Origin of the sequence: Streptomyces sp. JH14 (genome assembly GCF_029428675.1) — a bacterium.
In the GTDB taxonomy this organism is placed as follows: domain Bacteria; phylum Actinomycetota; class Actinomycetes; order Streptomycetales; family Streptomycetaceae; genus Streptomyces.
The window spans coordinates 227,036-249,572 of the sequence record NZ_JAJNEL010000002.1 but is presented as its reverse complement, the minus strand read 5'-3'; the positions used below and the strand labels follow the sequence as shown (position 1 = coordinate 249,572).

The window sequence follows — 22,537 nt, the reverse complement described above, 5'->3', positions numbered from 1 at the left end:
CACCCCGCACCACGGCTGCGGTCGAGACGGCACACCTGAGGGCCACCGGACGGTGGCCACAAGGGACGACAGGCTCGCCATCCGAGGCGAGCCACTGTCATGTCCGACGTCATCAACGTGCGGACGTGACCGGCACGCGAAGCCGATCAGCGGGTCATGGTCGGAGAGGTTCGTGTACGTGTGGTCCGTGACCCAGCCGGAGACATCGGCCGCTCGCGGCACCCGCCACCTTCGCCTCGAAGGCGGTCAGTGCGGCAGCGCCCACAGCCTTGTCCTGCTCTCCGTTGACTCCGCTCACGCCGACCGCGCCGATCACCTGCCCCTCGGTATCCCGCACATGCGCACCGGCCGTTTCGCCGCCTTCGTAGGTGGCTTCCCGATCCTCGTGCCCGGCAGGGCCGGACCGTTCGGCGGCTGTCCGAATGCGCCCGCGGCAACGTCCTTGGCGGCGCGTGGCTGATAGGCGTCGGCGCACCCCAACGCTGCGTTGCGATCGCCGAGTTCGAACTGCGGGCGGGCTGCGGGGTTGGTCATACTGCGTAGCGCGGCGCCGACCGCGTCCGATCCGATGAACGTCACGGCGCGCACCTGCTGCGCGCCGACCAGCACGCCATGGTGTCGGGCGCGTCCCCCTGGACCACGCACAACACATCACCCCGACAGCGTCTGTACCGCTCCTGCGCAGCTACCTCGCCACCGATCGCACCGTGCTCGCTGCATCCGTGGCGTCATGTTCGGCGGCCTCAGGTATGGGGCCCACATGATGGAGACCAGGTCGAGGACCATCCGCGCCATCGGCGGTCACGTCGGCGACGTGGATCTCGCCGCAGTGACCGTGCTTGTCGAGCCCATCCTGAGCGGGGGCCGTGGTGTCCTGCTCGCCCTGACCCAAGGCGAGCGCGGCCACCCGACCAGTACGACGGGCTCCTCGGCACCGGCGACGACACCGTCCTGCCCATCGCCGTCGTGATCCGTGAGGTCCGCCCGGACATGGTCATCGTTCATTGGGCGTGCAGCATTCACTGCGACCACTCCCATACGTCCCTGCTCGCCGAGCGTGGGCGCTTCCTGGCCGGGCTGCAGCTGGAGCGAGAACTGTCCCGCCACCCGCGGTGGTGCACGGCGAGCGCTGGGAGGACCACGAGGGCTTCGATCCGGACCGGTCCATACCGATCTCTGGCGAGGCGTTCGCCCGGTGGCGCGCGGCCATCGGCAGGCAGGCCTTGCCCCAGGGTGGCGTCGTTCAGGCGATGTGTCCATCTTGATGCCGATTCAGGCGGCTGACGTGGCCGTGGGGTTCGCGGATCGGGCTGGAACGGAGGCAGGCACAGCCTCCGAGTGATCATGAGGTGTCGAGTCCCTGATCACCATGTCGGTGGCCAGTGGGAATCCTCCACCCGCGGCCAGCGATGGGGAGGCGGGTGGCCGCGCGTTTCGCTACCGTCGGTGACGGTCTCCGGTAGCTCAGGCGCGTGCAGTCGTACTCGGCTGCGCTGAGGTCGTGCGGGCGCGGTTCTCGCGGATCTCGTCGTGGTGGGCGGCGGCCCAGCCGACCAGGGACGTGGCGATCTCGTGGAGGCCGCGGCCGAGTGGGGTCAGGGTGTACTCGACGCGTGGGGGCACTTCGGCGTAGGCGGTGCGGGAGGTCAGGCCATCCTGCTGGAGTTGGCGCAGGGTGAGGGTGAGCATGCGCTGGGAGATCCCGGGGACTTGGCGCTGCAGGTCGGTGTAGCGCAGCGGGCCCGGCTCCAGGACGGCGATCAGCAGCAGGCTCCATTTGTCGCCGACGCGGTCCAGGACCTCGCGGATGAAGGCCATGTGCTCGGCGGGGATCGCCGCGCACGGCCCGATCGCCGTCGCCCCGGCCGCCTTCGCCCCACCGGCCGCCTTCGCTTCGCGGGTCTGTTCCATGACGCACATTCCTCTCCGGCACGCACACGGATGTGCCTTTTGTATCGCCTTCCATACTGGTCCACCATGGCGTTACGAACAAGTCGTAAGAATTGGAGGTGCGCGGTGAAGGTGGACATCTGGTCCGAGGTGACGTGCCCCTGGTGCGGGCTGGGCCATCACCGCCTGGAGCAGGCCGTGGAGCGGTTCGAGCACGCGGGCGAGGTGGAGGTGGTCCACCACTCGTTCCCGCTCAGCAGCAGCTTCCCCGAGGACCGCACTTTCTCCGTCCGCGAGGCTCTGCTGCGACGGCACGGTGTCGGCGGCAGTCAGGCCGAGACATCGACCCGGCGGATCGAGGCACTGGCCGCGGCCGAGGGACTGAGCCCCTACCGGGTGCTGGACAACCAGGTCGGCAACACCGACCTGGCCCACGAGTTCCTCGCCCACGCCTCCGCCCAGGGCAAGAACCGCGAAGCGTGGGACGCGATCTTCGACACCTACTTCGGCAAGGCCGAGCCCGTCTTCTCCCCGGACGACCTGCTGGCGCTGTCCGACACCCTGGGCCTGGACCGCGAGCAGACCCGACAGGCCCTCGCCCAGCGCCGCTACCGCGAACAGGTCCGCGACGACGCGACCCACGCTCAGCGCCTCGGCGCGACCGGCGCCCCGTTCATCGTCGTCGACGGCCGCTACGGCGTCCCCGGCGCCCAGGACAGCGACACCCTGCTCGACCTGCTCCGCACCGCTTGGGACGACACCCACCCCCTCACCCCCGTCGCCGGTGGCGGTGACGCCCCGGTCTGCGGCCCGGACGGCTGTGCCGTCCCCGCACACGGCTGAATCCCCCATAGCCCCCGTGATCCAGAACCGAGGAGTCCGATGAACGTCCTGCTGTGGGTCCTGCAGGGACTGCTGGCCGCGGTGTTCGCGATGGCCGGCGTCATGAAGACGACCCAGCCGATCGACAGGCTCGCCGGCACTCTTCCCTACGCCAAGGACCTCGCCCCGGGCGCGGTCCGGCTGATCGGCGCGGTCGAACTGGCCGCCGTGCTCGGCCTGGTCCTGCCCGCCGCCACCGGCGTCGCGGTGGTCCTCACCCCGCTCGCCGCCGTCGGCCTCGCGGTGGTGATGGCGCTGGCCGGCACCTTCCACGTCCGCCGCCGGGAGTACAGCGCGATCGGTATGAACGCCGTGCTGCTGGCCCTGGCCGTCGTGGTGGCCTGGGGCCGCTTCGGCCCGTACTCCTTCTGATCCTTCCGAATCCGTCCCCGGCCGGCTCCCACCGCCCGGCCCTCCGCCCATGAAAGGCGATGACTTCCCATGACCGACCTGCTCGTCCTTGGCGGCAGTGGCCGCACCGGCATCCACGTCCTGGCACAGGCCGCCGAACGCGGCCACCGCGTCCGCGCCCTCGTCCGTGATCCCTCCGCCGTCCATGCCCCGACCGGTGTCGAGCTGATCCAGGGCACGCCCGCGAACATCGACGACATCCGCAAGGCCGCCCACGGCACCCGGGCGGTGATCAGCGTGCTGAACAACGCCCGCGCCTCCGACAACCCCTGGGCCAAGCCGGTCAGCCCGCCGATGTTCATGACCGACGCCGCCCGCAACACCCTGACCGTCATGGCCGAACAGGGCATCCGCCGGATCGTACTGACCTCCTCACAGGGCGCCGGCGACGACTGGGCCCGCCTTAACCCCCTGGTGAAGACGTTCATCAACCTGTCGAACCTCAAGGTCGGCTTCACCGACCACACCGGCGTCGACCAAGTCGTGCGCGCCTCCGACACCGACTGGACCCTCGCCCGCGCCGTCGCCCTCACCGACAAGCCCGCCACCGGACCCCTGCGCGCCGGCGACCCCGGCACCACCGCCCCCGGGCGCTGGATCAACCGGGCCGACCTCGCCCGCTTCCTCCTCGACGCCATCGACGAAGAGACCTGGATCCGCCGCGCCCCGCTGGTGTGGAACGCCCGCGGCTAACTGGCCGTCCGCGGGGAGAGGATCTTGGCCGCTGTCATCACAAGGCGGAAGACCGTGCCTGCCCGATCATCGTCGCCCATCCCCGTCGGCCTGGGCCGGCTCGCCACCGGCCGCCCTGCCAAGCCCGGGGAACACCCGCAGCTGCTGGACCGCCTCGCGACCGTGCCCGATCCACGTAGGGCCAAGGGGCGCCGCCACCCCCTCGCCTTCGTCCTCGCACTCGCCGCGTGCGCGGTACTGGCCGGCGCGAAATCCCTGACTGCGATCGCGGAATGGGCAGCCGACGCCCCGGCCGCCGTGCTCACCGCCCTCGGCGGCCCGAGCCGCGAACCCGCCGGGCCCACCGCCCCGACCGAAGCCACCGTGCGCCGAATCCTGCAGCGCGTGGACGGCGACGCCCTCGACGACGCGATCGGCGCCTGGCTCGCCGCCCGCGACCCCGACCGCCCGCCACTCGACCATGACCTGGGCAGACGCGCCCGCCGCTCGCTGGCCGTGGACGGCAAGACCGTTCGCGGCGCGCGCCGCGCCGACGGCACCCAGGTCCACCTTCTGGCCGCGATGACCGGGACCGGCCTGGTCGCAGCCCAGCGTGAGGTCAGCGCCAGGACCAACGAGATCACCGTCTTCCGGCCGATGCTCGTCGACCTCGACCTGGCCGACACCGTGGTCACCTTCGACGCCCTGCACTCCCAGACAGCCCATGCCCGCTTCCTGGTGGAGGAGAAGAAGGCCCGCTACATCGCCGTGATCAAGAGGAATCAGCCGCTGCTGCACCAGCACCTGAAGCAGCTGCCCTGGCGGGAAGTTCCGCTGCTGGACAAGACCCGCGCCACGGAGCACGGCCGTGACGAGATCCGCCGCGTCAAGACCTGCACCGTCACCCGCGGCCTCGACTTCCCCCACGCCGCCCAGGCCGTGCAGATCGTGCGCCGCCGCCGGACGGTCACCACCGGGAAGGTCACCCTGGAACGTGTCTACGCAGTCACCGACCTGACGGCGGAACAGGCCGATGCTCCCGAGATCGCGCACCGTGTACGCGAACACTGGGGCATCGAGAACAAGATCTACCACGTGCGCGACACCACCTTCGCCGAAGACGCCTCCCGCGCGCGGGCCGGGACCGCGCCCCGGGCCATGGCGGCACTGCGCAACCTGGCCATCGGCGCCCTCCGTCTGACCGGCTGCGACAACATCGCCGCCGGCCTGCGCAAACACAGCCGAGACGCCACCCGACCGCTGGCCACCCTCGGCATCACGTGATCAAACCGGACAGAACCCCCGAACGACGCCGCCCTGGGCCTTGCCCGCGGAGAAACCTTCGGCTTCCGCCACGGATTTCTTGGTTCGCCGGGAGAGGTGGAGGACGTTCCGTAGGCCTACAGCCAGCGGCCAGGATTCGCTGCCGAAAGGCATCGATAATCCGCTGCCCCATCCCACCCCGACGCGAATACGGAATGCTTTCTCGTTATTACGGTGAGCGAATTGGGTGCCCTCGATATGGTGCAGGTCACATGATCTGCGTCACTCTTGTGTCGTTTTGAGGCATTTGCCGTGTGGGGTGAGCCATATGGCCCGCGTCACTATGAAGCCGAATAGTAGACCCGACAGCGCTCGTTCCCCGCGTTGTTCGGCGTCCCCGGATCGTTTCAGATGCCCGATACTAATCCTCCTAGTAGGAGGGGGTCGTTGACCCGGGATTCCTTCCTGATTAACAATTCTTGGCATCACCCCCCGACAGAACAGGAATTACCACGTGCAGATCACCGCGATGCCCACGAAGTTCGCCCGCATGACCCGCACCAAGAAGATCTCGCTGGGCATGGTCGCCGCCGGCGCCGCGGTGATGGCCGGCACTGTCGTCAGCGCCCCGGCCGCCTCGGCCGCCACCCCCGCCCCCGCCCAGTCCAGCGGCGGCAACGTTGACAGCTGGATCAAGCAGTCGCTGGAGATCCTGCACAAGCAGGGCATCCCGGCCACCTACGAGGGCATCCACAAGAACCTGATGCGCGAGTCCTCCGGCAACCCCAATGCCATCAACAACTGGGACTCCAACGCCATGAAGGGCATCCCCTCCAAGGGCCTGATGCAGGTCATCGACCCCACCTTCAAGACCTATCACGTCGCCGGCACCTCGCAGAACATCTACGACCCGGTCGCCAACATCACCGCCTCCGCCAACTACGCGGCCCACCGCTACGGCTCGATCGACAACGTCAACTCGGCCTACTGATCAAGCCCCACGCACACCCCGGTCGCCCAGCAGACAGGCACCAAGCCCGCGCATCGGGCCGACCGGACGAGAATCACCGCAGGCCGCGTCCCGCGCGACCGGCCTGCCCACGACAGCCGATCCCGCAGCCACCCACGGCACGCCCCACCCCCCCGGGCGCACGCCGCACCACGGCTGCGGTCGAGACGGCGTCGCTCAGCGCAACGTATGACCCGGACGATCCCGACCCCGAACCCGGTCGGCCGACACGGTTCTACCGGCCCGCGAAACCGATCAGCGGGTAATGGTCGGAGAGGTTCGTGTACGTGTAGTCCGTGCCCCAGCTGGAGACGGTCCAGGGCGCGCTCTGCTCCTTGACCACCTCGTTCGTCCATCCGGCAGGCTGTGCGTGCCCGGCGCGGTGAAGTACGTAGTCGAGGTCCTCGCGGGCATCGTCGGGGTAGCGGTAGGACGCGATCGAGTTGTCCCGGGTGTCGAAGGAGTACGGGTGCCCGGTGCGGGCATCGGCTCCGGTCAGTCCGGCATCGGCGAGCATCGAGGCGTACTCGGGGGAGCGGGAGTCGACGTTCATGTCGCCCGCCACGATGACCTGTTCGGACGTGGGAATGTTCTTGGCGTCGAGGAAGGCGTCGATCTGCTTGAACTGCCGACTGCGCATCTGCGCCGCCTCACCCGAACCGCATCCGGAGTCGGTCGACTGCGCGTGGGTACCCACCACGTGCACCATGGTGCCGTTGACGTTCAGTTCGGCATAGACGAAGCCCTTGTTGGACCACCAGTCGCTGCCGCAGGCGTCCTTGTAGATGAACTGTTCCTTACGGACGATCGGCCACTTGCTCAGTACGGTGACACCACCGTCTTCCGGAGTCACAGCCGAGTAGGCACCTCCCGTGGCGTCCCAGCCGGCCCTGCTCCTGCCCACCACCGGTGTTCTGTACGGGTATTGAGCGGACGCGTTCCGGGCCAGGGCGTCGGATGCCGAGTTGTCGAATGCCTCCTGGAGCACCACGACGTCATTGCCCTGGAAGAAGGGTGCCTTCGGGATCTCCGCGGCCCGGTGGTCCTGCCCCCAGTTCGGGTAGAGCGTCTTGCTCATCAAGAACGTGTTGTACGTCAGAACCCGCAGCGACGGAGTGTCGGCCGCCGACGCCTGAGAAGCGTTTGTGGCCAGCGTGACGGCGACGAGCGCGACGGTGAGAGTCACGCCGGGGGTGCGACGGAGCGCGGTGAGCGGCACGGGGTCTCCTGCTTCTGCTGATGTGGGGGTGGAACAGGCAACACACATCAAATCAGCGGCAGTTACCCATGGGTAGACGTCGGATGCCGGGACTCTTGCCGTAGGCGTACCAACGAACCAACCCTTGGCGCGCACATCCTCTCCCGGCCACCGGGTGCGAAAGCCCACGCAGCTCGGCCGGTTGCATCACTGGACCGGTCCGGCGTACGCGATCGAATGCGCATCATCGAACGCCGCGGAGACGCCCGCCCGCACAGGCAGAACGTGCCTCTCGGAAGTGCCTTGCCGATTGCGCGTTGGCGAAAGCCCGAAGAACTCCCGTCCGCGCAGGTGACAAGGCACTTCTTCGTTTCTCGAGACCCTATCCACCAGGCACTGGTCGGTGGATCAAGGCTTGACTGGCCGCATCAGAAGACGCGACGAGCCTTGACGCCGTCGGCCTCGAAGTCGTAGACGTAATTGTTGATCCGGAGACCGTCGACAGCGCCGACCCACAGGCTGTCGCGGCCCTTGCCCACTGCGACGCTGTTGATGATCGGCGCCGTGCCGCCGTCGTCGAGGAAATCCCTCAGGTCTGTGAATTTGCACATGTGGGTCTGGTTGCACCAGGGCATGGCGCCCGTGAGGAACCAATGGCCGGACTTGGTGGCGTCAAGGTACCCGCTCCAACGGTTCTTCACCGGGGCCGCATCGGGCACCCACACCAGCGTCGAGTACTCGCTCGGACTCGTGGCCGGATTCAGATTCGGAGCGATCTCGAACCTGATGCTCGGCATGTTCAGTGAGGTGCCCGGGGTGCTGGCGTTCTCCCCGGTCTGGAAGACGTGGAAGCCGACCTTCGTCAGACCCAGCACCGGATCTCGGTAGAAGTCGACCTCGTTGCCGAAGTCGACCTTCTCGGCGGACGACCCCACCGCGATTCCCAGGCTCCCCTTTCCATAGGGGGGACTGGTGACAGATCCCGCCGTGCCGTACATGGCGTACGGGCCGTCCCGCAGGTCGGCCACGGGCGAGCCGGTCGTGTTTCGGGTGATCACGCCCCAGTGTTCCGAGCGTGCCGGGGTTCCGTCCGCGAGAGCAGACGCCGATCCTGAGATGGTCGAGGCGACGATCGCGGCCAGTGCTGCGACGGTAAGCGTCTTTCCCCGGCTCACGCCAAAGCGAGCGTTCACGCTCATTCCTTTCGGGTAGTTGAAGGGCCAGACATGTACCTGGCTGGAGGGCCAGGCATGCGCCGATGCCCGGTCGGCGCGACGCCCGTCACCGTAGCTGCCCGTCAGTACTGAAAGTGACTACGACATACTCCTTATATCTGACTATTCACACCCTTAGTGCAGTCGGTTGACGAGGCAGTATCACTTTCCGTGACTGAGTTGCGATCGTCGTGGCGGCCTGAGGGGCCGGGATCGCGGAGGAGTTGCTGTGGCGGATGGTGAACTGGCCGGGCTGATGAGAGTCAGGCGCGGTGGTTCTCTCCGCGCTCGTCCGCGCCGGCTTCATCTGCTTCGGCATCGCACGGCTCCCGACAGTCCGGTGTTCTGCCGGATCGGCACGGCTGACGCGGCCGATCGGCTTCCGCAGAAGGAATCACACCGAGCGCCGAACAGGGGCGATCGGTTCAGGACGAGGTTGTCGGGGGGACAGACCGGCCATGGCGTCGATGCGCAGTCCACCGTCGGCGCCGGCCGTCTCTCGGCTGATCGGCAGAGCAGCGTCCGCGTGCCGGGGTTCTTGCGGCGCAAGGAATCTGCCGGGGCCGCGCGTCTGGAAGACGAGCCGCGGACCCGATCCCGAACTGCCCTGGAAAGCCAGGGGAGTGGCGCGCAGACGACATGCCGTAGGCATGTGAAGAGAAGCCGCCCCGGCGGTCCGAAACGGCCGCTGCGGAACGGCCCACGTCATCACGACGTACGGGAGTGACGCACACGGAGGTGTCCGCCGCACCGGACGGCTTGCGGAGGCCGAGTAGGCAGCGAAGGCCGTGGGCCGTCGACGCGGCGCAGCGACACACCTCACGAATCCCGGAGGTGGCGACCTCACGCAGCGATCGCCACCGCGTCCTTGCTGAGTGAGGCATCGCGCGCGGGGGTCCGGTCGGCGAAGACGACGACTCGCAGGAGCGCGAACCGTCCGATCCCCGCCAGAGCGGACGCCGACAGATAGACCGTCTGTTCGACCAGAGCCGAGGGCTCCGACCGGACGGCGTACAGGCAGAACAGCGCCCCTGTCGTGAACGCATAGCTCACGGCGACGGTCACCCCGGACTGAAGATGGACCCCCCACCCCTTCCGCCCGCTCCGGAAGGAGACCCGCGCGTGCAATTCGGTGGCGATGACCGTGGAGGCGACGGTGACCAGCGCGTTGGCAACGGCCATCGGTATCCGGTCGTTGAGCAGGACGAGTACCCCGCTGGACGCCAGCCCGACACCGCCACCGCACACGACGAACCGCACGAAGGCCGCGACGAGCGGATGGAGAGTGCGCGTCTGTGGGTGCGAAGGGGCGGTCACGAGGGGCCTCCGTAGGCTGGTGGAACGGTGTTTCGATTCCACCCCAGAACCTAGGGACCGGGCGTCCTCCGAGCGACCGGGTTAATCCCCGACTTCACTGGGGGGCTTCCCCCAGTGATCCTCTGGGGGAAGCCCCCGAGGTATCCCCGCCGAGTTGACGCAGGGGACTTCCTAGTGAGACGGCGGCGGCCGTGGCCGGCGGAGGGGGAGTTCGTCCGCTGTTGCGACAGTGCCACCGGGCGCAGCGTGCGCGGACCGGCGACGATCGCGAAGTCGACGCAGGCGGCGGGGGACAGCCCCTCGGGTTCCGGCCCCGCTGTGTCGGCGATGGCGAGGACGGGGGAGTTGGGCTCGCCGTGCGTGTCAGGCATCTCCACGGGGCGGCGCTGGGGATTGTCCCGCAGCTGGTCCATGAAGAACATGTTCGCCGCGTACGTGCGGTTGAGCCGAGAAGCCATACAGGCCGCGTTCGCGGGCACGGCGGAGCAGGCACGAAACCGTGTAAGCGCAAGGGAAGCCATCGGCGAGTCTGCCGGGGTGGTCACGGAGTGCGCGGACTCACCCGACTGCGACGTCTGTGTTGCCGAATTCGCGGGCAGGCGCTAGCACGCCGGTTCGGCGGGAGCCCTTCTGCTTTTTCCCGGCGGGATTCTCCGAGCAGTGGCGCACTGCCTGAAACGTCCTGGAAATCCCCTGTGCGTTGGAGGTCCTACGCTGGAGGAAGCGGGGAGAAACAGACGGGAGAAGAGCCTGTGGTCGGCGCCCCAGAACCTGAACCGAGCCCGCACCGAGCGGGCCGCCTGCGCTCGGTGCCAGGGCGGGACGTACCGCTGCGTCACCACGTGGTGCACGGCTACCGCCGCGCGTACCGGATCGCCGGAGACGGTCCGGTGATCCTGCTCATCCACGGGATCGGCGACTCCTCCGCGACCTGGGCGGATCTGATCCCCGATCTGGCGCGCAACTACACCGTCATCGCCCCCGACCTCCTGGGCCACGGGGCCTCCGACAAGCCGCGGGCCGACTACTCGGTGGCGGCGTACGCGAACGGCATCCGTGACCTGCTGGGGGTGCTGGACATCGAGCGTGCCACCCTGGTCGGTCACTCGCTCGGCGGTGGCGTGGCCATGCAGTTCGCGTACCAGTTTCCCGAGCGCACCGACCGCCTGATCCTGGTGAGCACAGGCGGTGTGGGGCGTGAGGTCAACCCCGTCCTGCGGGCGGTGTCGCTGCCGGGCGCAGACCTCATGCTGTCCTCGCTGAGACTGCCCGGCATGCGCAGCCAGGTCGACCTCTTCACCCGACTGATCAAGCTTCTCGACACCGACCTGGGTCAGGATGCCGCGGAGCTGCTCAACGTGGTGGACGCCCTCCCCGACGCCACGTCACGCAGCGCGTTCATCAGCACCCTGCGGTCGGTGGTCGACTGGCGGGGCCAGGTGGTGACCATGCTCGACCGCTGCTATCTGGCGGAGGGCATGCCCACGCTGCTGCTGTGGGGATCGCGGGACAGTGTGGTGCCGGTCCGGCATGCCTACGGCGCGCACGCGGCGATGCCCGGCAGCCGCCTGGAGATCTTCCAGGGCGCGGGCCACTTCCCCTTCCACAGCGACCCCGCGCGCTTCCGAGCCCTGGTCGAGGACTTCATCCGTACGACGGCACCGGCCGACTGGAGCCAGGATCGATGGCGTGAGCTGCTGCGGGTGGGGCGGCCCAGCAGTGGGGTGGGGGAGTTGGACTCCGCATACCACCGGGCCGTGGAGCGCGATCGGCGCGAGGCGAGTGAGCGCAACGCCACATGAGGGTGACGGTCTCCGCTTGCCGCGGTTTGCGGAGCAGGTACCCCTAGCACACCGATGAGTTGTCCGGGCCGAGCAGGGGAGCGTGGCTCTCCACGAAGACCTTCAACGCGCCCTGGTGCTCCTCCGCATGTGCCGTGGCAGTGCCGCCCAGCTCCCGCACCCGCTGCATCGTGTGGTCGAAGAAGTCGCGGGAGGACGGCATCAGTTCGGCCAGTCGGATGTCCTCGTAGTGAGGAATAGTCAAGACCTGTGGATCAAGTGAGTCGCGGTGGTGTCGCTGACGCAGTCGGCGACTGGCGTCAGCGCGGACGCGTCGGGTTCTTCCGGCCTCAGCGAGCAGGGTGAGAACGGCGGGTGAGGACAGGGTCTCGACGGCCTTGCGCTGGAACCAGTCGGATCCGGTGGTGACTTCCTCCGAGCCCCACGGCTCGCCCGCGGTGATTGACCGTAGCAGGGTCCATTCGCGCAGACGGCGGGCGAGGAACTCCCGCTCCGCGCTGATCTCGGCCATCGCGCGGGCCCAGGCGGTGAACCCCTCGTCGGTCAGCAACTGCGCCGCATGACGGTCGAGGTGGCGGACTATGGCCGACTGCGCCATCGTCGTGTCCGAGTCGCGCAAGATTCTGGTCACCAGATCGGCTTCGTCTTCGTCACGGACGGCGGCCAGCTCATGCAGGTAGCGGGCGAATCGCTGGTGCTCGTCCTCGGCTGAACGGTCATCGGCGCCGTTGAGGCCATTCACGCGGCGGCCTCCTCGGGGCTCTCGATCAGGTGGCCGCGTTCAAAACGGGCGCCGGCCCGCACCAGCGCCACGAGATGGGGTGCGTTGACCGCGCGCCAGCGGGCCTGGGCGGACTCGACGAGCTTGAAGACCATGGCAAGCGCGGCGGCCGCGCTGCCGGCGCCCTTGGTGACCTTGGTCCTCAGCCGCACCGTCGCGAAGGTTGATTCGATGGGATTCGTCGTGCGCAGGTGAACCCAGTGCTCGGCCGGGAAGTCGTAGAACGCCAGCAGTTCGTCGATATCGTCGGTGATCTTCTTGACGGCCTTGGGCCGCTTCGCGCCGTAGGTCTTCTTGAATGCGGCGACGGCTTTGATTGCATGGTCGCGGTCCTCGGCGTTGTAGATGTCCTGCAGCGCCTTTCGCGCGCTGGACTGGGCCGACGTCGGGATCGCGTTGAGCACATTGGCCGTTTTGTGAACCCAACACCGCTGATGGCGGGCCTCGGGGAACACCTCTGCCAGGGCCTTCCAGAAGCCCAATGCTCCGTCGCCGACCGCGAGGACCGGAGCGCGCATCCCGCGCCGTGCAGAATCACGCAGCAGATCGGCCCAGAACTCAGCGGACTCGCGGTAGCCGTCGGCCATCGCGATCAGCTCCTTGGTGCCGTCCGCGCGCACGCCCATGACGACGAGCACGCAGGACTTCGCCTCGGCCAGGCGGATCCGCAGGTGGATGCCGTCGGCCCACACGTAGACGTAGTCCGTGGCCGACAGGTCGCGCTCGCCGAACGCATTGTGATCGGCCTGCCACTGCGTCGTCAGCCGGGTGACCGTGGCGGGCGAGAGGCCGGCAGAGGAACCGAGGAACTGCTCCAGAGCGGGCACGAAGTCACCCGATGACAGGCCGTGCAGGTATAGCAGAGGCAGCACCTCGCTGATCTTCGGGGACTTGCGGGCCCAGGGCGGCAGGATCGCCGAGGAGAACCGCTTGCGCTCCCCGGTCGTCTCGTCGACGCGCTGGTCATTGACCTGCGGCGCCTTGACCTCGATCGCCCCGGCCGCGGTGGTGACCCTTCTGGGCTGGTGGTAGCCGTTGCGCACGACCAGACGCCGCCCGGACTCGTCCCGCTGATCGGCCAACACGACTATGCAGGCGTTGACTTCGGCTTCCAGTGTGGCGGCCAGCATCCGCCCTGCGCCCCCGCGGACGATCTCGTCAATCAGGGAGCCGTGTGGTGTCGTTCCGTCTTCGTTGACTACCGTGAGCACGGGCGTGCCTTCCCGACCGGCGCGCCAACGTCGGCCTACTCGATGACCATCACAGGATCATTCGGGAAGGTACGCCCTTCGCGCATCAACCCGAGGTTGATCCACAGGACTTGAGCACTGCTCGGCACCCCGGGCTTCCAGGTCGTATGTTGGTGTGTCAAATAGTCTTCCGCTGCACATAATTGGCTCAGGCCCGAGTCTTCGGAGTGTAACGGGGGGCAGCGTGACGGCGGTTTTTGTCGACCGTACGGAGAGTCTGGACGCGCTTGCGCATGTGGCGGACGCCCTTGTGGAAGGGCACAGCGGGGTCCTCGTCATCGAAGGCGAGTCCGGGATGGGGAAGTCGTCGCTGCTCGTCGAGTTCGTCCGGCGCGTCACGGCTGACGAAGCTCTGGGGTGCCGGGTGGTGCTGGTGCGTTGCACGCCCGGCATCGGGACGCGCCGTCCGTACGGACCCGTCATGGACGCCCTTCACCAGCTGTGCCCACCGCACCCGCCCGCTCCTTCGCGACGCGCTTGGTGGGGGAGAGCCGTGGGGCGCAGTGCCATGGCCGCCGCCCCCGATGTGCTCTCCGCCGCAGTGCCCGGGCTCGGCATGCTGTTCGCCGCCGGACGGGAGTTCGCCGAGGCCGCGGTGACCAGCGGGTCGATCCCCGGTGACAGCCTCGGGCCAATTCAGACCACCGTCACGCAGCAGGTTGTTGAGGCCCTGTTGGAACAGGCCAGGGCAGCGGCGCCGTTGCTGCTGATCATCGACGACGTCCAGCTGTGCGATGTCACCACACTGGAGTTGCTGCACCTGCTGCTGCCCCGGCTTGGGGACGAACCGCTCAGCCTCGTCCTCGGGCTTGGATCCGCCCCCTCTACCGCCGCCAACGCGGAGGCCGTCGGGCAGTTGCTGCGGGTGTGGCGCGACGACCACCGCGAGCTACTATCCGGCCATGTGCTGCGGCCCCTGCCGGGCTGGGCTGTTCGTGAGCTGGTGGAGAGCCGGTTGCACAGTTACGACGTACCGGCCGACTTCGCCGACCGGCTCGCGGACGCGACGGCAGGGCAGCCCATCTTCGTGGAGCAGTGCCTCAAACTCTGGCGGCCGACGGACGGTGCCGACGTACCACTGCCGCATGACCTGCCCGCTGCCGTCGCGGACCGCATTGGGCAGCTCGACGAGCGATCCAGAGAACTTTTGGTCATTGGCGCCACCATGGGGGAGTTCTTCTTCTCGCACACAGTGGCCGAAATTGCCGGTCTGCCGCACTCCCAGGTCCAGGACCTGCTGCACAGGATCGAGCGTGAGCACGGCCTGATCCGCGAACGGCACGCCGGCGACGTACCGCCGTGGGCGAGCCACCTGCACACCGACTGGTACGACTTCGAGCACCGCATCCTTCAGTACGGCATCCGTGGTGGTCAGTCCCGCGGCGCCCGGCTTGGCCGCCACGGCCGCCTCGCCGACGCGCTCTGTGAACTGCCGGGCTCTGAACCCTTGCCCAGGGAACTGCGCGTCCTCATCGCCGACCAGCTGTACGAGGCGGGGCGTGCACGCGCAGAACAGAGCGCAGCCGCACACTACGCGCTGGCGCGGTCGGTGGCCGTGAACGAACTCTCCTTCACACAGGCCGAGCAGCACTGCCGCACCGCGATCGAGTCCGCGCGTCTGCTGACCCCCGGCACACCGGAGCGTGACCGCAGACTGCTGGAATCCATTGAGCTGCTGCTGAGTCTGACCGAGGTGCGATGGCGAGGCGGCACCACCGGAACAGGCGGCTCCAACAGTTCCGGAACATCCGACATCGACTCGCTGGCGGCTGAGGCCGAACAAGCTGCCCACCGCCTCGAGGACCCCCTCCTCATCGCCCGCGCCACACTCCAGCGCGGCAAGACACTCATGGCGGTGCGGGGTCTGCAGCCCTCATTGGCCAAGCTCGAAGAAGCTGTTCGTCGGGCTCGCGCGTACGACGGGCCGGGCCGAGCGGCCACCCTGTTCATGACGATGGTCGAGTACGGTCGCCAGCTACCCAAGCGCAACCTTGTCGGCGGCCTGCAGGTCCTATTCGAGGCCGAGGAGCTGTACGCATCCCACCCGGGACTCGGAGCGACCGGAAATCCCGTACTCCAGCACGCCCGCAACCTCAACGAGATGCAGATCGGCGTCAGCCTTTTTGACTCCGGCCGCATCGGCGAGGCCCGCGAGCGCCTCGTACGCTGCGCTGACCGCCTCCGCGCCGAGCCGTTCCGCGCCGAGCTCCCCATCGCGCTGAACTATCTCGCCCAGCTGTACCTGGCGACCGGCTCGTACACTGAAGCCGAAACCGTCCTGCGGGATGCCCTCGGCTTCGAGGAGGACCGAGGCGGCGTCAGCGGCTGGCATGCCTACAACAACGCCCTCCTCGCCCTGTGTGCTGCCCATGATCCGGCCCGCCGCCCTGAGGTATTGGAACGCATTCGGGCCGCTTGGCAGGAAACCGAACAGACCTGGCTGGCCAGCCTCGTCCCCATCGTCCGCAACTTCTATGCGGAAGTACTCCTGCAACTCGACGAGGACCGAGACCTCGCACACCGCCTGGTCGACCACACGCTCAATGAGACCCGCGAGACCGGAATGGTACGCAGCGAGATCGCTGCGTACAGCCTGCGCAGCCGTATCCGTCTCGCCGCCGGAGACACCGATCTCGCCACCCAGGATGCGCGCCAGGCACTCGCGCTGCTTGCCGAGCACGGCGATCTGCCCGCACTGCGCACCGAGGAGATCCTGCACGACGCCGCCCGCGCCCTACTGGCCTCCGGCGCCCGCGACGAGGCTCAAGCCCTCCTTGCCCGGGCGCGTGCGGAGGTCCTGCGCAAGGCGGACACCATCGACGACCCCGACCTGCGGGGCCGCTTCCTGAGCGTGGTCCCGCTGAACCACGTGCTGCTTGAGGAGCTCAACACCCAGGATCCCCGGAGACCCGTTTGAATGACCAATTACAGTGCGGGTTCAACACAGGCCCGACAGCGCGCCGGAGGGCTGAGAGGATTGTTCGGGGGACATCGCCGGCCGGACGGGGCTGGCGGAGATCGACGCGGACGTCACGGTTTTGGGGAAGCGCCGGACCCCGAAGACCTGTGCGGTTTCAAGGAAAGTGACATCTACGGGCCGTCAAGGGTGAGCTGGGCTGTCGCGCCGTGGAAGAGAGCGAGCCTGTCGCACCCGGGCCCCGCTTCCCGGAAACGCGTCAGGGGCTGTCCGACGACAGCCCCTGACGTCGTGCTTGCTACTTGCGCAGCTCGACCGTGAAGCCGCGGCCCGTGGAGACGGACGGTGTCCTGATCTCCGTGATTCCGGTCGCGGGGTCCGTGTACCAGCCGGACTCGGCCGAGGCGAGCGCCGTGGCCGAGTTCAGTCGCTGGAGGCGGCTGCCGTCCATGACCACCTGTGACGGTGCGTCCTTGCCGTGCACGGTGAAGCGGTACGCCCGGGTGGCAGGCTTGCCCTCGTAACTCCCCATGCTCGCGCCGACCTTGATGGTGGTGCTCGCCTTGCCGTGGGTGGGTGCCTGCACGCGTACGCGTTGTGTCGCCGAGGCGCCCTCCGTGAACTTCCTGGTCACGCCGTCGTCCTCGTACAGCGTGTACGTGCTCGTGCCCTGCGGGTACAGGTCGTAGTCCAGCTCGTGCCGGTCCCGGGACTGCCAGGACGTCGTGCCCTTCGGCCACATCGGCACGATGGAGCCGCCCTTCACGAACAGGGGCAAGGTGTCGATGGGCGCGTGGTAGCCGTTGACCGTGGTGGGGCCTTCGTAGGTCTTGCCCGTCCAGTAGTCGGTCCAGGTGCCCTTGGGCAGGTAGATGCCGTCACGGGTGTCGGACTTCCTGGTAAACCGGGGCCACCAGGAAGTCGGAGCCCGCCAGGTACTCGTACGTGGCGTTCGCGCCCAGGGTCTCGGGGTCGTCCGGGTACTCCAGCCACAGCGGGCGCACCGAGCCCACGCCGGTCTTCGCGGCCTCGGCGGACAGGGTGTAGAGGTACGGCAGCAGGCGCTCCCGCAGCTGGAGGTACGTGCGGTTGATGGAGGTGTACGGCTCGCCGTCCACCCACGGCTGCTGGTTGATCTTCTTCTTGGTCGTCAGGTCCGTCGCCCAGCCGTCCATCGTCATCAGGGCCGGCAGGAACGACTTGGCCTGCAGGTCGCGGGCGTACATCTTGGCGTCGTGGCGGTAGATGCTGCCGACGTCACCGGTGTTGTACGCGATACCGGACATGGTGGCGCCGGCGTAGGTCGGGATCTGCCAGCGCACGAAGTCCCAGGACAGGGACTGGTCGCCGCTCCACAGGACGCCGCAGCGCTGCGCGCCTGCCCAGGAGACTGGCAGCCAGACGAAGCCGCGGGCGTCGCTGTTCTCCTCGATGCCGGACTTGGCCTTGTCGCAGGCGTCCAGCGCCATGCCGTATCCCTGGCCGACCCAGGCGACGTCGAGCTTCGCGACCCGCTGGCCGGCCTTCACCTGGTCGACGAGCTGGTCGAGGCCGTTCTGGGTCCACAGGCCCAGTTGGGCGTTGTGGTCCTGGAGGCCCTTAGCGGTCTCCGGCAGGTTCTCGTAGCCGCAGCCGTAACCGTCGTTGACGAGCATCCAGCCCAGCGGTATCTGGTTCTGCGTATAGCCGTCGGCGACCTTCAGTGCGTCCAGGGTGTGGCGCTCGCCCTGGTTGGCGTTGTGCAGATAGCAGTCGGCGTCGCCCGGTTCGAGGCCGTACACCGGCGGCATGAACGGCTTGCCGACGAGGGCGGTGTACTTGCCGATCACCTTCTTCGCGTCACCGATGAAGTAGTAGGCGTCGAGGCGTCGTTCCTGCTGGCCGGTCTGGACCGGGGAGCCGAAGTGGTAGACACCGGGCGCGAAGGTGTTGCGGTAGACGCCGTAGCCGGCGCTGGAGAGGTAGAAGGGCTGGGAGTTGTTGTAGCCGCCCTCGTTCCAGTTGGTGTTGTTGGCGACGTACACCGTCTTGTCGCGGTGCGAGAAGCTGCCGTTCTGCTCACCACCGCCGAAGAACTGCTCGTCCGCGCCGCGCTCCAGGCTCTGCCGCATGCCGCCGGTGGACCAGCGCAGCGGCTTGTCCTCCTGCCAGATCCGGGTGCGGTTGTCGGCCTTGTAGAGGCCGAAGCGCAGCGGCTTCTTGTAGACACGCAGGACGGCGTCGGGGGAGCGGATGCCGTAGTAGTCGCCCTTGTCGAAGGTGCTGGTGTGCTTCTGCACCGTGGGCTGCTTGCGGATGATCGCCGAGCCGGCCGGGTCGGTGAACTCACCCGAGGGGGACGCCTGGAGGCGGAGTTGTCCATCCGCGAGGAAGTCTGCCTTCGCCTTGAGTTCACCGGCTTCGATGGAGTAGCTGCCGTGGTCCCCGCCGAAGGAGGTCAGGTTCCCCGAGTCGGTCGTCTCCGGGAGATATGCCTTGCCGGTGAAGGAGTTGTCGGTGACGTCGTACGGCACGACGATCACGTGGTACGTACCGTCGGCCCGGGGGATCACCGTGGCCTCGGGGTCGGCCGTGCCCGCGCTGGAGGCGACCTGCTTGCCCGCGGAGTCGTAGATGTACATGTCGAAGTCCTCGGCGGGCTTCTGCCATTCGATGGAGATCGGTACACCGCCCTCCGGGTTGTCGTCCCAGTAGCCGTCGGGAGTCGACACGGTGAGGTCGAAGCGGTCGCAGACCTCGTTGTCCGGGTCCTCGGCGGCGGGCGGACAGTCGGTGGGGCCGCCGACCGTGCCCTTCGGGTAGACGGGGCTCTGCCATGTGACGCTCTTGTGGGCCTCGTCGAGCACGGCGCTCGCAGGGGTCGCGGCGTGCGCGGGTTCGGCGGGGGCGCCGAGCAGGGCGGCGGCCAGGGCGGTGGTGAGCCCCACTGCGGCGAGGGCGGGCCAACGGGAGCGGTGGTGAAGTCTTCGCACGGGATGCATCCCTTCGTACCAAGCACCGGATGTTTGCAGATGCTTGAACATGGGTCAGATCGAGCAACTTCTCGCGCGAGGATTCACCATTATGCAGGTGCATGTCAACGGTGGTTGCGGGGCCGGTGGGGGGTGTACCGAGGCGCACCTCGTGAGGGCGGGTCTCGCGCGGGTGGGCTCGGCGTGGGGGGTTCGCCCGCGCTTGTGATCAATCGTGATCGGTTGTCAGGTCTCAGTGGTCAACGATGTAACGAGAATGATCGTGATCAGCACCGGAAGATTCACCCGACATCCCTATAGTGGAGCCGCGTTGACCGTGGGAACACAACGCGAGTAGCCGCCGCCAAAGGAGTCAGCTCGATGACGCGCCCCTCACCCGCCGCGCCCGCGGAACCCCTCGGCGGTGGCTGTCCCGTCGGGCACGGCGCGACCGCCGTGCCCCTCAGTGGCCCCGAGTTCCACACCGAGCCCCAAGCGCTCTACCGCACCATGCGCCGCGATCACGGACCCGTCGTGCCCGTCGAACTGCCCGGCGGGTTCCCCGCCTGGCTGATCATCGGCTACCGGGAAGTGCACCAAGTCACCAGCGACGGCGAGCTGTTCCCCCGGGACGTCGGTCTGTGGAACCAGTGGGAGCACATTCCCGAGGACTGGCCCCTGCTCCCGATGGTCGGGCGGCCCATGCCGTCGATCTACTTCACGGCAGGCGCCGAGCACCTGCGCCATGCCGCGATGGTCGGGGCCGCCCTGGAGAGTTCCGACCCGTTCGAAATCCGCCGCCACTGCGAGGAGTTGGCCGACCGGATCATCGACGGCATCTGTACACGGGGTACGGCCGACCTTGTCGCCGAGTTCGCCGAGCCACTGCCCGTGCTGGTTCTCGCCCGGCTCGTCGGCTTCCCCGATGAGGAGGGAGCGGACATCGCCCGGGTGCTGAAGGACCTGGCCGACGGCGGCCCCGAGGCGCAGAGCGCGTACGGGCGGTTCGGGGAGCACATGCAGCGGCTGGTGGCGGCCAAGCGGGCGGCACCCGGGGACGACGTGACCTCGCGGATGATGGCGTACCACGAGCCCTTCACCGACGAGGAGTACGCCCTCGACCTGATGGCCATCACGGCTGCCGGACACCTCACCACAGCCGACTGGATCACCAACTCGCTACGGCTGATGCTCACCGACGACCAGTTCGCCGACTCGCTCTCCGGCGGCCGGCACAGCGTCGGCGAGGCGATGAACGAGGTCCTCTGGGAGGAGAGCCCGACGTCGATCCTCGCCGGCCGCTGGGCGGCCCGGGACACCCGGCTCGCCGGCCGGGACATCAAGGCCGGGGACATGCTGCTGCTCGGCCTGGGCGCGGCCAACTCCGACCCGCACGTGCGGCAGCATCTCTCCACCGGTCACCCCTCCGGCCAGGGCGGCAACAGTGCGCACCTGGCATTCAGCCACGGGGAGTACCGCTGCCCGTTCCCCGCCCAGGAGATCGCCGAGACCATCGCCCGTACCGGAATCGAGGTGCTCCTCGACCGGTTGCCCGATCTCGACCTGGCCGTGCCCGTGGAGACGCTCGTGCGGCGGCAGTCCGCCTTCCTGCGGGGGATGGAATCGCTCCCCGTCCTCTTCACCCCCGTACGTACGACAGGAGACGTCTCGTGAACTGCCCTCATGCCGCTGCCCACCAGGCCGCCGCGGCCGGTGAAACCGTCGTCATCGATCCGATGGTCCAGGACCTGGACGGCGAGACGGCGCGGCTGCGCGACGCCGGACCGCTCGCCAGGATCGAGCTACTCGGCGTTCCGGCCTGGTCCGTCACCCAGCACGCCGACGCCCGTCAACTGCTCGTCGATCCCCGCCTGGTGAAGGACATCGACGCATGGGGGCTCTGGCAGAGCGGAGAGGTGACCCATGCCTGGCCGCTGATCGGCATGATCGACGCCGGACGTTCCATGTTCACCGTGGACGGCGAGGAACACCGGCGTCTGCGCACCAAGACCTCCCAGGCGCTCACACCGCGCCGGCTCGAGGCGATACGTCCGCACATCGAGAAGTTCACCGAGGAACTGCTCGACGCTCTCGCCGAACAGGGCAAGGACGGCGTGGTCGACCTCAAGTCCGTGTTCGCGCAGCCGCTGCCGATGCGGGTGGTCGGCATGCTGATGGGCGTCGACGAAGCCGAGTACCCGATGCTGACGAAGAAGTACAAGGCCTTCTTCTCGATGCTCACTCCGCACGACGAACGTATGGCGCTGCTGGCCGAGTTGGACGTCTTCTATGCCGAACTGGTACGTGAGAAGACGGCGCGGCCGACGGACGACCTCACCAGCGCGCTCATCCTCGCCGAGGAAGGCGGGGACCCGCTCACCGAGGAAGAGGTGGTCGGCAACCTCAAGGCCATGGTGGCGGCCGGGCACGAGACGACCATCGGGCTGATCCTCAATGCGGTACGCGCGCTGCTCGCCCACCCGGACCAGCTGCGCAAGGTGCTCGACGGCGAGATCCCGTGGGAGACGGTGATCGAGGAGACGCTGCGCTGGGACACCCCCACCACCCATCTGCTCATGCGGTTCGCCACGGAGGACATTCAGGTCGGCGACGACGTGATCGCCAAGGGGGAGGGCGTGGTCATCTCCTACCGGGTCATCGGCCGTGACATCGAGCAGCACGGGCCCGATGCCGACGCCTTCGACGTCACCCGGCCGGCCCCGATCCGGCACATGACCTTCGGTCACGGCCCGCACATCTGCCCGGGAGCCGCGCTCTCGCGCGTGGAAGCGGGCGTCGCGCTTCCGGCGCTGTTCAGCCGCTTCCCCGGGCTGCAGCTCGCGGTGCCGGACAAGGAGATCCGCAAGCTGCCGGTGATGACACAGAACGACCTGGAGTCCTTCCCGGTTCTGCTGAACGGCTGAACGGCTGGATGACTGACCGGCGGCGAGGCCCCCGCCGTCCCGGCGGCGGCCTCGCA

General features: G+C 68.2%; 19 protein-coding genes and 2 pseudogenes. 10 read left to right on the top strand and 11 right to left on the bottom strand.

Annotated features, from left to right (window positions below):
• Window positions 1-154: 154 nt before the first annotated feature.
• Window positions 155-652, bottom strand: coding sequence for a heme-binding protein (locus LRD69_RS30685; protein ID WP_277330177.1), 498 nt, complete (start codon window positions 650-652; stop codon window positions 155-157).
• Window positions 653-760: 108 nt separating this feature from the next.
• Between LRD69_RS30685 and LRD69_RS30680 the strand changes: the two genes are divergently transcribed.
• Window positions 761-970, top strand: coding sequence for a hypothetical protein (locus LRD69_RS30680; RefSeq protein ID WP_277330108.1), 210 nt, complete (start codon window positions 761-763; stop codon window positions 968-970).
• A 494-nt stretch (window positions 971-1,464) separates the two neighbouring features.
• On the opposite strand, the gene LRD69_RS30675 is transcribed toward LRD69_RS30680, so the two are convergent.
• Window positions 1,465-1,911 carry a helix-turn-helix domain-containing protein gene (locus tag LRD69_RS30675; protein ID WP_277330107.1) on the bottom strand — a complete coding sequence of 149 codons (447 nt, stop codon included), beginning with the start codon at window positions 1,909-1,911 and terminating at the stop codon, window positions 1,465-1,467.
• A 111-nt stretch (window positions 1,912-2,022) separates the two neighbouring features.
• Between LRD69_RS30675 and LRD69_RS30670 the strand changes: the two genes are divergently transcribed.
• From LRD69_RS30670 to LRD69_RS30650, 5 genes are all read left to right on the top strand, one after another.
• Window positions 2,023-2,733, top strand: a complete 711-nt coding sequence (locus tag LRD69_RS30670; protein ID WP_277330106.1) for a DsbA family oxidoreductase — start codon at window positions 2,023-2,025, stop codon at window positions 2,731-2,733.
• A gap of 39 nt (window positions 2,734-2,772) precedes the next feature.
• Entirely contained in the window at window positions 2,773-3,144 is a 372-nt protein-coding gene (locus LRD69_RS30665; protein WP_277330105.1) for a DoxX family protein, read from the top strand.
• A gap of 69 nt (window positions 3,145-3,213) precedes the next feature.
• On the top strand, window positions 3,214-3,876 hold the full coding sequence (locus tag LRD69_RS30660) for an NAD(P)H-binding protein (protein WP_277330104.1): 663 nt from the start codon (window positions 3,214-3,216) through the stop codon (window positions 3,874-3,876).
• A 54-nt stretch (window positions 3,877-3,930) separates the two neighbouring features.
• Window positions 3,931-5,139 (top strand): ISAs1 family transposase, encoded by a 1,209-nt coding sequence (locus tag LRD69_RS30655; RefSeq protein WP_277330103.1) that lies wholly within the window; start codon window positions 3,931-3,933, stop codon window positions 5,137-5,139.
• A 529-nt stretch (window positions 5,140-5,668) separates the two neighbouring features.
• Window positions 5,669-6,109 (top strand): transglycosylase SLT domain-containing protein, encoded by a 441-nt coding sequence (locus tag LRD69_RS30650; protein ID WP_277330176.1) that lies wholly within the window; start codon window positions 5,669-5,671, stop codon window positions 6,107-6,109.
• Between the two features lie 253 nt (window positions 6,110-6,362).
• Here the strand turns inward: LRD69_RS30650 and sph are convergent, their stop codons facing one another.
• The 4 genes and pseudogenes from sph to LRD69_RS30630 all read right to left on the bottom strand — a co-directional run.
• Window positions 6,363-7,346: a sphingomyelin phosphodiesterase gene (gene sph / locus LRD69_RS30645; RefSeq protein WP_277330102.1), complete on the bottom strand. Its 984-nt coding sequence runs from the start codon at window positions 7,344-7,346 to the stop codon at window positions 6,363-6,365.
• Between the two features lie 407 nt (window positions 7,347-7,753).
• Entirely contained in the window at window positions 7,754-8,383 is a 630-nt protein-coding gene (locus LRD69_RS30640; protein ID WP_277330101.1) for a hypothetical protein, read from the bottom strand.
• A 999-nt stretch (window positions 8,384-9,382) separates the two neighbouring features.
• A complete protein-coding gene (locus LRD69_RS30635) occupies window positions 9,383-9,856 on the bottom strand; it encodes a hypothetical protein (RefSeq protein WP_277330100.1) in 474 nt (157 codons plus the stop codon).
• Between the two features lie 263 nt (window positions 9,857-10,119).
• Window positions 10,120-10,314, bottom strand: a pseudogene (locus LRD69_RS30630) (ATP-grasp domain protein); the annotation flags it as partial.
• Window positions 10,315-10,656: 342 nt separating this feature from the next.
• Between LRD69_RS30630 and LRD69_RS30625 the strand changes: the two are divergent.
• Window positions 10,657-11,658 carry an alpha/beta hydrolase gene (locus tag LRD69_RS30625; RefSeq protein ID WP_277330175.1) on the top strand — a complete coding sequence of 334 codons (1,002 nt, stop codon included), beginning with the start codon at window positions 10,657-10,659 and terminating at the stop codon, window positions 11,656-11,658.
• Window positions 11,659-11,701: 43 nt separating this feature from the next.
• On the opposite strand, the gene LRD69_RS30620 is transcribed toward LRD69_RS30625, so the two are convergent.
• Together LRD69_RS30620 and LRD69_RS30615 are read right to left on the bottom strand one after the other, a co-directional pair.
• Complete coding sequence (locus LRD69_RS30620) at window positions 11,702-12,400, bottom strand: hypothetical protein (RefSeq protein WP_277330099.1); 699 nt, start codon at window positions 12,398-12,400, stop codon at window positions 11,702-11,704.
• Window positions 12,397-13,650 carry an IS256 family transposase gene (locus tag LRD69_RS30615; protein ID WP_277330098.1) on the bottom strand — a complete coding sequence of 418 codons (1,254 nt, stop codon included), beginning with the start codon at window positions 13,648-13,650 and terminating at the stop codon, window positions 12,397-12,399. The genes LRD69_RS30620 and LRD69_RS30615 overlap by 4 nt, the downstream gene beginning before the upstream one ends.
• Window positions 13,651-13,873: 223 nt before the next feature.
• Here LRD69_RS30615 and LRD69_RS30610 point away from each other — a divergent pair, with 223 nt between their 5' ends.
• A complete protein-coding gene (locus tag LRD69_RS30610; RefSeq protein WP_277330097.1) occupies window positions 13,874-16,606 on the top strand; it encodes an AAA family ATPase in 2,733 nt (910 codons plus the stop codon).
• A 298-nt stretch (window positions 16,607-16,904) separates the two neighbouring features.
• Here LRD69_RS30610 and LRD69_RS30605 read toward each other — a convergent pair whose 3' ends face one another.
• The 3 genes and pseudogenes from LRD69_RS30605 to LRD69_RS30595 all read right to left on the bottom strand — a co-directional run bounded on the left by LRD69_RS30605 (window position 16,905) and on the right by LRD69_RS30595 (window position 19,578).
• On the bottom strand, window positions 16,905-17,384 hold the full coding sequence (locus LRD69_RS30605; RefSeq protein ID WP_277330096.1) for a DUF5110 domain-containing protein: 480 nt from the start codon (window positions 17,382-17,384) through the stop codon (window positions 16,905-16,907).
• Window positions 17,385-17,411: 27 nt separating this feature from the next.
• Window positions 17,412-17,474 (bottom strand): annotated as a pseudogene (locus LRD69_RS30600) (hypothetical protein); the annotation flags it as partial.
• Window positions 17,475-17,484: 10 nt separating this feature from the next.
• Window positions 17,485-19,578, bottom strand: coding sequence for a TIM-barrel domain-containing protein (locus LRD69_RS30595; protein WP_277330095.1), 2,094 nt, complete (start codon window positions 19,576-19,578; stop codon window positions 17,485-17,487).
• Window positions 19,579-19,938: 360 nt separating this feature from the next.
• On the opposite strand from LRD69_RS30595, the gene LRD69_RS30590 reads away from it, so the two are divergent.
• Together LRD69_RS30590 and LRD69_RS30585 are read left to right on the top strand one after the other, a co-directional pair.
• Entirely contained in the window at window positions 19,939-21,231 is a 1,293-nt protein-coding gene (locus LRD69_RS30590; RefSeq protein WP_277330094.1) for a cytochrome P450, read from the top strand.
• A 62-nt stretch (window positions 21,232-21,293) separates the two neighbouring features.
• On the top strand, window positions 21,294-22,481 hold the full coding sequence (locus tag LRD69_RS30585; RefSeq protein WP_277330174.1) for a cytochrome P450: 1,188 nt from the start codon (window positions 21,294-21,296) through the stop codon (window positions 22,479-22,481).
• Window positions 22,482-22,537 lie beyond the last annotated feature (56 nt).

Excerpts from the sequence above, each read along its gene's own strand:
- LRD69_RS30685 (WP_277330177.1), bottom strand. The coding sequence starts at position 652 with ATGTGTTGTGCGTGGTCCAGGGGGACGCGCCCGACACCATGGCGTGCT.
- LRD69_RS30680 (WP_277330108.1), top strand. The coding sequence starts at position 761 with ATGATGGAGACCAGGTCGAGGACCATCCGCGCCATCGGCGGTCACGTC.
- LRD69_RS30675 (WP_277330107.1), bottom strand. The coding sequence starts at position 1,911 with ATGGAACAGACCCGCGAAGCGAAGGCGGCCGGTGGGGCGAAGGCGGCC.
- LRD69_RS30665 (WP_277330105.1), top strand. The coding sequence starts at position 2,773 with ATGAACGTCCTGCTGTGGGTCCTGCAGGGACTGCTGGCCGCGGTGTTC.
- LRD69_RS30660 (WP_277330104.1), top strand. The coding sequence starts at position 3,214 with ATGACCGACCTGCTCGTCCTTGGCGGCAGTGGCCGCACCGGCATCCAC.
- LRD69_RS30650 (WP_277330176.1), top strand. The coding sequence starts at position 5,669 with ATGACCCGCACCAAGAAGATCTCGCTGGGCATGGTCGCCGCCGGCGCC.
- LRD69_RS30590 (WP_277330094.1), top strand. The coding sequence starts at position 19,939 with ATGACGCGCCCCTCACCCGCCGCGCCCGCGGAACCCCTCGGCGGTGGC.
- LRD69_RS30585 (WP_277330174.1), top strand. The coding sequence starts at position 21,294 with ATGGTCCAGGACCTGGACGGCGAGACGGCGCGGCTGCGCGACGCCGGA.